The organism is Carboxydocella sp. JDF658 (assembly GCF_002049395.1).
Lineage (GTDB): Bacteria > Bacillota.
The window spans coordinates 1-10,472 of the sequence record NZ_BDLR01000085.1; the positions used below are offsets into that span (position 1 = coordinate 1).

Below are 10,472 nucleotides of genomic sequence, written 5' to 3' on the forward strand. Positions count from 1 at the left end.
TATATCTCGAAAAGTTTTCATCCGAAATTTAGTTACTCGTGAAACTGACGAGTCCGTTTTACGGTGTAGAACATCCTGTTCAGTTTTCAAGGATCTGTTCTTTTCGGTTGATTATAGGCTTCGCATTACTGCGTCATCTGCTCCTTCGCCATCCTCGACGTACCTCCAGTACGCCTCCGGTGGCTCCGTCGCAGCTTCCTTGTACTACTCGCCTCTAATCAACCTCAGTATTGTCGCTTTCCTGTTCGAACTTCGTACCTCGAACTTCGAACCTCGCATCAGCGACGTTAGTTATAATATCACATCGGCAGCGTTTTTGTCAACAACAAGTTTTTATTTTTCTCGCGCCCTGCAGTGCTGTCTGCCGGGCGCTTGCTTATATTAACACAAACGAAACCATCCTGTCAACCCATTTTTTAATTTTTCCTCAAAGTATCTTTTGCTATTCACCTGGACAACTTTCTGCTTTTTTCACTATGTAATAGGCGATAGCTAGAGCTAAAATTATTAGGGTATTTATGCTGATTTCTATCAGTGTATCCAAACCATGGCTTTTGGTTAGAGACTTCTGGGCCTCAACAAAGAGGTTTTGTCTCACTGCTGAAATGATCCCAATCAGGATAAAAGAAGTAACACTAAACCTCTCTTTTTTGAAAAACTTAACTACTGTCCAGATTACTTCTTTAATAATCATAATCAGCAAGGCATTGCTAATTAACAAGAGAACATTCTTAGTTAAACTTAGTCCCGTAAAAGTATTTAAAATGATTCCTCCTACTGCAGCTATTAACATGACCGCTACAATTACATGAATAATATACTCTACCCAAATTAAAACGCGCGCTATTTTAAATGCTAAATTCATTTCAAATCACCTCCATTCACTGTTTATAAAGATATTGTAACACATCGTACTTAAATATTTAAACTATATACTTGTAAAACATTCATCTTCCCCCAAACGATTCTCCTGCCAGGATTGTTCATTTGATCATCATTCAGTGAAGTTACCCCCTTTGTTTTATCCACCCTTAACCAGCGGATGTAGCCGTTGATTTGAGCATAAGAATACCACCTTAACCAGTTTTGGCTGGGTGGTACTAACTATTTCTCTAATTGCTGCATCAGATTGATATTGCTCACAGGTCATGTAACATACCATTCATATGTTTACTAATGTGCCGTTTGGTTCTATGTATTTTACAGGATTAATAAGACAACTCAGATCAACAATCCTGGGAAGATGTGAACCTGATTGATGAGGTGTTAACGACGGGCACCAAATGGGCACCAAAAAAGGGTTCCGACATCCACGATGCCTGGAACCCTTGATTTCTCTGGAGCGGACGACGGGATTCGAACCCGCGACACTCGGCTTGGGAAGCCGATGCTCTACCAGCTGAGCTACGTCCGCATCTTCACGAAACAACCATAAGCGGCTTAGGGGCCGCTGGTACACTTTGTATATGGTGCCACGGGACGGAATCGAACCGCCGACACGAGGATTTTCAGTCCTCTGCTCTACCAACTGAGCTACCGTGGCATATTTAATGGCGGAGCCGACGGGATTCGAACCCGCGACCTCCTGCGTGACAGGCAGGCATCCTAGACCAGACTAGACCACGGCTCCGCGATGGTGGGCGATGACAGGTTCGAACTGCCGACCCCCTGCTTGTAAGGCAGGTGCTCTCCCAGCTGAGCTAATCGCCCATATAGAAATGGTGACCCCTACGGGATTCGAACCCGTGTTACCGCCGTGAAAGGGCGGTGTCTTAGACCACTTGACCAAGGGGCCACATGATGGTGAGCCATGCTGGACTCGAACCAGCGACACCCTGATTAAAAGTCAGGTGCTCTACCTACTGAGCTAATGGCTCATCATGTCGTCTGACAGTTTCATATTCTACACGATGCTAGAAAAGTTGTCAACAGTTTTTCTTGAAATTTTTCAGTTCCAAAAGCAGCCTTTGGACCAGATCTCCACGTACGCCCTTTCCAATACTCTGGCCGTTTAACTCAACGATAGGCACTATTTCGCTGATCGAATTGGTAATAAAGATCTCATCAGCCTGTAAAAGCGCTTCTTGATAATATAATCCCTCCTGGATTGTTATCCCTTGCATTCTGGCCATCTCTATTACTTTTTGTCGCATTATTCCATTCAAAATACCGGTTTCCAGAGAGGGAGTGAACAATATCCCGTCTTTAAACCAGAAGATATTACTTACTGTGCCCTCGGCCACATGGTCGGTACTGGTTAGATAAACCCCTTCCTGCCAGCCTTTGCTGTTCATCTCAGGAAAGGCAAGAACTTGATTAAGAAAGTTTAATGACTTAAGTCCTGCACCAGGCCATAGTTTACCCCAGTGCCGACCCGAAAGAATACCAGCCTTAATCCCCATTTTTTGTCTCTCTTCAATATGAGCAGGTAAAGGCTTGCTGTAAACAATGCAATTAGGTAGTTTACACTGGGAAAAGTCCAACCCCAGGGGCCCCTGTCCCCGGCTGACCGTAACCCGCACATATGCATCAACAAGGCCATTCGCTTTCAACCCTGCCAGCAGCCAGTTCAGCACCTCTTTTTTCTCCCAGGGAATGGGCATATGTATAACCGTTGCCTGCTGGCAGAGACGCTGCCAGTGGTCATCAAACCAGAGGGGGCGACCTGCTTCCACCCTAATAGTAGTAAACAGGCCGTCACCATAAAGAAAACCGTGGTCAAGAACCGAGATAACGGCTTTTTCCTCTTCTGTAACAGTGCCATTGATGACAAGATAGTTAGGCATGGAAAACCTCCCTGGCAAAAAGCTCTTCTGCCAGCTCCAGAGTCTTCAGGAGCGCTTCCGCCTTTTTCAGTGACTCAAAATATTCCCGTTCCGGTATACTGTCAGCAACTATGCCTGCTCCAGCCTGAACATACGCCTTTTTACCATCTTTAATCACCAGTGTACGGATTACAATATTCATTTCCATTTCCCCAGCATAGCCAAAATAGCCGATAGAACCGGTGTAAATACCCCTTCGGGTAGGTTCCAGCTCCTCAATGATCTCCATGGAACGGATTTTGGGAGCTCCGGTAATAGTCCCGCCCGGGAAAGCTGCCCGCAAAAGATCGAAACCATCTTTACCAGGAGCCAGCCGCCCGCGCACATTGGAGACTATATGCATAACATGGGAATATTCTTCAATCACCATCAGTTCATTTACTTCTACAGTACCGTACTGGCAGACCCGACCCAGGTCATTTCTTTCCAGGTCCACCAGCATAATATGTTCGGCCCGTTCCTTTTCGTTAGAAATCAGCTCCCGGGCCAGGGCCAGGTCCTCTTCCCGGTTGGCCCCCCGTCGCCGGGTACCAGCTATCGGACGGGTTTCAGCATAGCCTTCCTCGTTTATGCGTACCAGCAATTCAGGGGAGGAGCTAACAATCTGCCAATCCCCGAACTCCAGGTAAGCCATATAAGGCGAGGGATTAACCTCCCGGACAATCCGGTAGAGATTAAGGGGATGAGTGTGAATCTCCCGGCACAGGCGGATAGATAAGTTGGCCTGAAAAATGTCCCCGGCCTTTATATATTCTTTGCACTTAACTACCATCGCTTCAAACTCTGCCTGAGTCATATTGGCTTCCGGAACAAAACTGCGCTTTAACTCCTTATTTTCCGGCAAAACTACCGCCGGTCGGGCTGGATTATTTTCCAGGTCGCGTAAAATGGCTTCGATTTCAGCCAGGGCCCAGTGATAGTCCTGTTCCAGTACATTCACAATAACTGTGAGGGTCTGCTGCCAGTGGTCAAAAACCAGCAAACGGTCTACCAGCATAAAATACGCTTCCGGCATGCCCAGGTCATCAATAGTAAGTTCCGGCATCCGTTCGAAATAGCGGCCCATATCATAGCTAATAAAACCCATAGCGCCACCGCAAAACTTGGGCAATCCAGGGTAACGTTTAGCAGGATAAAGCTTTAACAGTTGACGCAGTTCTTCATAAGGGTGGCCCTGGTATTCCCTGATAATTTGTCCATTACCATCGTAGACAGTTATCCGTTCTCCCTGGGCCCGATAGACCAGCCAGGGTTGCCAGCCCAAAAAGGAATAGCGGGCATATTTTTCCGTACCTTTACCGCTTTCCAGCAATACAGCCGGTTTCCCTTCCAGGTTCAGTTTATCCAAAGCCTGCAAAGGGCTGAGCCCATGCAAAGGTACTTTTATGCCCACTGGTATCCGGTAGCCTTTTTCTTGAAGTTTTTTAAACTCGTCCCTTGTCGGAAAAAACAAAGCAATCAGTCCTTCCACTTTATCTTGATTTCATCCTAAAAGGAAAGTGGAAGAATGTCAAGAATATTTAGAACTTGACTGCAGTCCCGCTGGCAGTAACCATCAACATGCCCTCACGGACAACTTCATAATCCAGGTCCACCCCTACTACAGCATCAGCCCCTCTGCGCCGGGCCATTTCCGCCATTTCCTTCAGGGCAATCTCCCGGGCCTCTACCAGTTTGCTTTCATAGGCGCCGGACCGGCCACCAATGATATCGGTGACACTGGCAAAAAAGTCACGAACCACATTAGCGCCCATAATGGCCTCACCGCTAACAATACCTAAATATTCGCGAATGGGTTTGCCCTCGACAGTAGGCGTGGTAGTGATAATCATATTCCTCATCCTCCTTCTCGGTGTAATTAAGTTCATTATACTGCAAGAAATCCATAAAAATCAAAAGGAAACATTCCTGGAGAAAAGAATATAACAGACTGCTCGTGAACTTTTTACAATTCCTCCCTTTAATAAAAAATTAGGACCGGCCAAAAAACCGGTCCTTAAAAATTAGTATATTTCCTGTCTTACTAAAGTCTGATTCCTTCTGGTTCCTACCCCTACGATAGATACTGGCACCCCGGCCAGCTCTTCAATCCGCTGCACATAAGCTTTAGCCGCAGCGGGCAATTGTTCATAAGCCGTTACTGCCGATAGATCCTCAGTCCAGCCCGGCAGTTCTTCGTAAATAGGCTGACACTGGGCCAATTCCTTCAGACTGGCCGGAAACTCTTTCAGTACGGTGCCATCTGGTTTCTGGTAACCAACACAGATTTTCAGCACCGGCAATCCGGTCAGTACATCCAGTTTGGTCAGGGCCAGAGTATCAATCCCGCTGACCCGCACTGCATACCTCAGGATTACAGCATCAAACCAGCCACAACGGCGAGGCCGACCGGTAGTGGTGCCAAATTCATGACCAGCTTCTCGAATTTGTTCTCCCAGCTCATCCAGCAACTCGGTCGGGAACGGCCCTTCTCCAACCCGGGTAGTGTAGGCCTTGGCAATACCAATAACCTTACTGATTTTTGTAGGCCCTATCCCGGCACCAATACAGGCTGCACCAGCAATGGGATGGGAAGAAGTTACATAAGGATAGGTCCCGTGATCCAGGTCCAGCAAAGTTCCCTGGGCCCCTTCGAATAGAACATTCTTGCCTTCTTTAATCGCTTCATCAATCAGCAGGGAAGTATCTGCCACATAGGGGCGGAGTCTTTCCCCATAGGCCAGATAGGTTTCGTAAATTTCCTCAAAAGAAAAGCCTTCCGTATGATAAACCCGTTCCAGGAGCAGATTTTTTGCCTTCAGGTTTTGTTCCAGTTTGGCAGCGAACTCCTCCCGATCCAGCAGGTCAACAACCCGTATACCGATACGGGCTGCTTTGTCCATATAGGCCGGGCCTATCCCCCGTCTTGTGGTCCCGATTTTGTTGGCACCCTTGGCTTCTTCCTCTACCTCATCCAGCTTTTTGTGGTAGGGCATGATTAAATGGGCCCGGGGGCTTATCCGCAAACCCCGGGTGCTTACTCCCTGTTCAGCCAGGTAATCCAGCTCTTTTAACAACACCTGCGGGTCGATTACCACTCCATTACCAATCAAGCAGAGCTTATCAGGATAAAGAATGCCAGAGGGAATCAGGTGGAGTTTATATTCCTTATCACCAACAACAACGGTATGGCCGGCATTGTTTCCTCCCTGGTAGCGCACTACCAGCTGAGCTTTTTCAGCCAGAAAATCCGTTACTTTTCCTTTCCCCTCATCTCCCCATTGGGCACCAATCAACACTACACTTGCCATTAAGATCCACCTCCACGGTTACAGGCCCAGCCGGCCAAAAATGTAATCCACATTTTTTAAGTGGTATTGATGATCAAATAGTTCCTTCAGCTCCGCCGGAGTTAAATAGCGCCGGATATCCTCATCCAGCAAAAGTAATTCGGCAAAAGACTGTTGCTTATTCCAGGCCGCCAGCGCATTGCGCTGTACCCATTGGTAGGCCTCGGTGCGGGTAACTCCTCTGTCTATCAAAGCCAGTAATACCCGCTGCGAATAAATCAGCCCAAAAGTGCGATTGAGATTGCGCAACATGTTTTCCGGGTAAACAATCAGATTATCTATCACCCGTACAAATAAGCGCAACATGGAGTGTACCAGGGTAGTGGAATCAGGGATGATTATCCGTTCCACCGAGGAATGGGTCATATCCCGCTCATGCCAGAGGGCGATATTTTCCATTCCGGCCAGGGCATTGGCCCGCACCACCCGGGCCAACCCGGCTATCCGTTCACAGGTGATAGGATTGCGTTTATGAGGCATGGCCGAGGAGCCTTTCTGCCCTTTGGCGAAATACTCCTCTACCTCCAGTATATCGGTACGCTGTAAATTGCGAATTTCCGTGGCAAACTTATCCAGAGAGCTGGCCAGCAGGGCCAGGGCATTTAGTACCTCACCATGCCGGTCCCGCTGGATTACCTGGGTCGCTACCTGGGCAGGGGTTAATCCCAGTTTGGCTGCCACCAGTTCTTCCACCCGCGGGTCGATATTGGCAAAAGTCCCTACCGCCCCGCTCAGTTTGGCCACACTGATGCGCCGCCTGGCTTCCTGTAACCGCTCCTGATGGCGCCGCACCTCCGCCAGCCAGAGAGCCAGTTTCAGCCCAAAGGTGGTAGGCTCCCCATGGATGCCATGGGTACGGCCAATCATCAGGGTATATTTATGTTCCCGCGCTCTGCGCACCAGGACCTCTTCCAGCTTTGCCAGCTCCGTTAGAATCAGGTCCAGAGCCTCCCGAATCTGCAGGGAAAGAGCAGTATCCTTGACATCAGAAGAAGTCATACCCAGATGCAGGTATTTGGCTTCTTCACCGATTTCTTCGGAAACCGCCTGCAGAAATGCGATCAGATCATGCTGGGTTTCCTTTTCTATCTCATAAATTCGTTCCAGTTTAAATCCGGCTCTGGCCTTAATCACTTCCCAGGCTGCTGCTGGCACCTGGCCCAGTTCCACCATCGCTTCACAGGCAGCTAGTTCTACTTCCAGCCACTTCTGAAATTCCATTTCCGGTGCCCAGAGCTGTTTCATCTCCGGGGTAGTATAACGGGCTATCACGCCAGCTTTACCCCCTCTTTAGCCAGAATACTGCGGGCCGCCACAACCCCCGCTACTGATGCCTGGGCCAGGCCCCGGGTTACCCCGGCACCGTCCCCGGCAGCATACAGGTTGGTAATTTTGGTCTCCAGCTCTTTATTGAGCTGCAGGCGGGAGGAATAAAACTTCACTTCCACCCCGTACAGCAGCGTGTGGCGGGAAGCCACCCCGGGCGCAATCTTGTCCAGCGCCTGCAGCATTTCCACAATGGCTACCAGATGCCGGTAGGGGAAGACCAGGCTGAGGTCCCCGGGAGTGGCATCTTCCAGAGTGGGACGTACCAGCCCTTTACGTAACCGATCGTAAGTGGTGCGCCGGCCATCCAGCAAATCACCCAGGCGCTGCACAATTACGCCACCACCCAGCAGATTGGCCAGGCGGGCCACATATTTGCCATAAGCAATGGGCTCTTTAAAGGGCTCGGTAAAAGTTTTGCTGACCAGCAGGGCAAAGTTGGTGTTCTCCGTTTTCTTATGGGCGTGGCTGTGGCCATTGACGGTAATCAGGCCATCATTGTTTTCCGTTACTACCTCCCCATAGGGGTTCATGCAGAAGGTACGGACTTTGTCATCAAAGGCCCGGGAGTGATAGATCAGTTTGGATTCATAAATCACTTTGGTCAGGTGCTCCATCACTGCCGCCGGCAACTCCACCCGTACCCCGATGTCCACCGGGTTTACGGCCATCTCCAGCTGCAAACGCTTGGCCTCCTGGGCCAGCCATTCTGCCCCTTCCCGGCCGGGAGCTACCACCACATAGCGGCCAAAGAAAATCCGCCTATCGGCAGTTTCTACACCCTTGATCACATTATCCTCTACTACCAGGCGCTCTACCGCTTCACAGGTATGGACTTCCACCCCTTTAGCCACCAGAGCGTTTTTCATCCGCTCCAGAATCTGGCCGCAGCGGCCGGTGCCCAGATGGCGGATGGGGGCAGGAACCAGTTTTAGCTCAGCCAGCACCGCCTGGCGCTGAATTTCTTCGATAGCTTCCTCATTTTCCATTCCATAAACTTTATCTGGAGCCCCATACTCCAGGTATATACCATCTATATAGTTGATCAACTCAGCCAGTTTGCGTTCACCAATATATTGCTCCAACCAGCCGCCCACCTCAGTGGACAGGGTCAATTTGCCATCACTGAAAGCACCAGCTCCGCCCCAGCCGCAAACAATGGAACAGGGTGAGCAATGGACGCATTTGATGCTCTTTTCCTTGGCCGGGCAGGTACGTTGCGGAATGTCCCGTCCCTTTTCGATGATGAGGATTTTCAGTTTTTCTTCCCCTCTGGCTACCAGTTCCAGGGCAGTAAAGATACCGGCCGGACCGGCACCTATGATGATAACATCATAGTGGTTGCGGACCATGGCAAGTCCCCCTTTTCCCGTAGTTTTTACTCATTGACACAAAAATAACCCAAACAACCACCTTCTGGCTGTTTGAGTGAGCACGGTCATAACCAAAATAATATTAGCATCTATACGGGAAAAAGTCAATTAAATCCGAATAATTATTTTGTATACAGAGATTAATGTTCGGTAATGCTCCCTTGCTAATAGGAATATCACCATAGTGAGTTTATGTCCAATCGCTTTCCACAACCACGGCATTCAAGATAAGGTCCAAACTTACCTTTTTTTGCCTCAAAAAAAGACAGACATGTTTTGCATTTTAAATTTGTATGTTCTAAGTATTTTTTTAATAACCGAACAGTGATCTTGTTATGTTTACCGCAAAAAGTACAAACCAGAACAATTTTATTGTTATATATTAACTGTGGTATTACCTGTTTACCACACTGAGAACAATTTGCCCAAATTTCAACATATTTTTTTAAGGAGTATGCAGGTTTTACTACAAGCTCCCTTGCTAGAGCACCTTCCTTTGTTACAGCAATTTCCCTTTGTACAGAAAAATTGTTATCGTATATGCCTAAAAAATTAACCAGCAGTTTGGCCGCCCGTGGAGAGCAAGCTTTAATAACCAATTTTGTCGGATGCAACTTTGGAGCTCCATATATAATTATTTTACGATCTATAATTATAAAACTGGCAACACAGTCTCTTTGGATATTAATAAATTTGATTCCGGTTATCTTTTCAGGTTCATTGGTTAAAATATAAATACTTAATTTCTTTTCCAAATCTTCTAGTACTACCCGTAAATTTTCTTTTAATGTATTAGGATTTGGTAAAGAAATAATTATTTCATTTTTTGCTTTCATTATTTCTTTAATCCAAACTTCTTCTTTCGTATCTATATACCACTCTATTCCTTGTATCTGCTCTCCCTTTAAGATTTCTTTAATATTTAACCAATTAATTACCTCGCCATTTTTCATTATATAAAAAATTAATTTTAATGTAGGGTTATTTTGATTTAGCTGACTTCTTAAAAAATTGGTATCAGCTATGTTTATTAATTTACCCCTTGCCCTTGTAACCGCTACATTAACTAATCTGTCTGTTTCGTGCCCATTTATTAAAATGCTTGCTTTTTTCTGCGGAAAACTTTCAACTACGTCATAAATGATTATATCCCGTTCTGATCCTTGGAATTTGTGTACCGTAGCTGCAATTATCCTTTTTCCCTTGTCCTGCTGAATATCAGGAAGTAAATCCAAAAGAAGAGCAGAAACTAACCGTGCTTGAGCATTAAAGGGTGAAATATATCCTATCGAAATATTTTGCTCTTTTGTAGCCTTAATTATTAAAAATATGGATAAAAATGCCGAAAAAACGTTAAACCGCGACACTTTATCCCACTCTCTAAAGCCATATGCGCCTAAATTATCTAAATCTATTAAAACTAATGCGTTGCCAGGAAATGGTTTTGAATTTGCAATGGATTGTTTAGATTTTACCGACCTATGATTTGCTAGTTTATCATCATAAAAATTTTTACTGGCAAAATAAGCAATATCCTTATGCATCCTGCGCTGTTCAACCAGCATAACCATATTAGGATGTTTGCCTTTTTCTTTTAAGGCCTTAACTATTCCCGCCTG

Annotated in this window: 8 protein-coding genes and 6 tRNA genes; all 14 read right to left on the reverse strand. The window is 46.8% G+C overall.

What is annotated here, in order from left to right; translation table 11 throughout:
• Positions 1 to 442: 442 nt before the first annotated feature.
• Entirely contained in the window at positions 443 to 865 is a 423-nt protein-coding gene (locus JDF658_RS10990) for a phosphate-starvation-inducible PsiE family protein (protein ID WP_078666716.1), read from the reverse strand.
• A gap of 473 nt (positions 866 to 1,338) precedes the next feature.
• A tRNA-Gly gene (locus JDF658_RS10995) sits at positions 1,339 to 1,414 on the reverse strand.
• A 53-nt stretch (positions 1,415 to 1,467) separates the two neighbouring features.
• Positions 1,468 to 1,543 (reverse strand) — tRNA-Phe (locus tag JDF658_RS11000).
• An 8-nt stretch (positions 1,544 to 1,551) separates the two neighbouring features.
• Positions 1,552 to 1,630: transfer RNA gene (locus JDF658_RS11005), tRNA-Asp, on the reverse strand.
• A 4-nt stretch (positions 1,631 to 1,634) separates the two neighbouring features.
• Positions 1,635 to 1,710: transfer RNA gene (locus JDF658_RS11010), tRNA-Val, on the reverse strand.
• Between the two features lie 9 nt (positions 1,711 to 1,719).
• Positions 1,720 to 1,795 (reverse strand) — tRNA-Glu (locus JDF658_RS11015).
• A 6-nt stretch (positions 1,796 to 1,801) separates the two neighbouring features.
• Positions 1,802 to 1,877, reverse strand: a tRNA-Lys gene (locus tag JDF658_RS11020).
• A 48-nt stretch (positions 1,878 to 1,925) separates the two neighbouring features.
• On the reverse strand, positions 1,926 to 2,786 hold the full coding sequence (gene pabC, locus JDF658_RS11025; protein WP_079907661.1) for an aminodeoxychorismate lyase: 861 nt from the start codon (positions 2,784 to 2,786) through the stop codon (positions 1,926 to 1,928).
• A complete protein-coding gene (gene trpE / locus JDF658_RS11030) occupies positions 2,779 to 4,296 on the reverse strand; it encodes an anthranilate synthase component I (protein ID WP_242946658.1) in 1,518 nt (505 codons plus the stop codon). Before trpE ends, pabC begins: the two co-directional genes overlap by 8 nt.
• A 49-nt stretch (positions 4,297 to 4,345) precedes the next feature.
• Positions 4,346 to 4,657: a YbjQ family protein gene (locus JDF658_RS11035; protein WP_078666549.1), complete on the reverse strand. Its 312-nt coding sequence runs from the start codon at positions 4,655 to 4,657 to the stop codon at positions 4,346 to 4,348.
• A gap of 171 nt (positions 4,658 to 4,828) precedes the next feature.
• Entirely contained in the window at positions 4,829 to 6,115 is a 1,287-nt protein-coding gene (locus JDF658_RS11040) for an adenylosuccinate synthase (RefSeq protein WP_079907663.1), read from the reverse strand.
• Between the two features lie 18 nt (positions 6,116 to 6,133).
• Positions 6,134 to 7,426: an adenylosuccinate lyase gene (gene purB / locus JDF658_RS11045; protein WP_079907664.1), complete on the reverse strand. Its 1,293-nt coding sequence runs from the start codon at positions 7,424 to 7,426 to the stop codon at positions 6,134 to 6,136.
• The gene (locus JDF658_RS11050; protein ID WP_078666552.1) at positions 7,423 to 8,832 is read right to left on the reverse strand and encodes an NAD(P)/FAD-dependent oxidoreductase; all 1,410 of its coding nucleotides are present in this window, start codon (positions 8,830 to 8,832) and stop codon (positions 7,423 to 7,425) included. Before JDF658_RS11050 ends, purB begins: the two co-directional genes overlap by 4 nt.
• Before the next feature lie 197 nt (positions 8,833 to 9,029).
• The coding region (locus JDF658_RS11055) for an AAA domain-containing protein (RefSeq protein ID WP_159446624.1) at positions 9,030 to 10,472 on the reverse strand (1,443 nt) is incomplete at its 5' end.

What these genes read in the sequence shown, in the direction of transcription:
- JDF658_RS11040 (WP_079907663.1), bottom strand. Translation starts at nt 6,115, where the DNA reads ATGGCAAGTGTAGTGTTGATTGGTGCCCAATGGGGAGATGAGGGGAAA.
- JDF658_RS11035 (WP_078666549.1), bottom strand. Translation starts at nt 4,657, where the DNA reads ATGATTATCACTACCACGCCTACTGTCGAGGGCAAACCCATTCGCGAA.
- JDF658_RS11050 (WP_078666552.1), bottom strand. Translation starts at nt 8,832, where the DNA reads ATGGTCCGCAACCACTATGATGTTATCATCATAGGTGCCGGTCCGGCC.
- pabC (WP_079907661.1), bottom strand. Translation starts at nt 2,786, where the DNA reads ATGCCTAACTATCTTGTCATCAATGGCACTGTTACAGAAGAGGAAAAA.
- JDF658_RS10990 (WP_078666716.1), bottom strand. Translation starts at nt 865, where the DNA reads ATGAATTTAGCATTTAAAATAGCGCGCGTTTTAATTTGGGTAGAGTAT.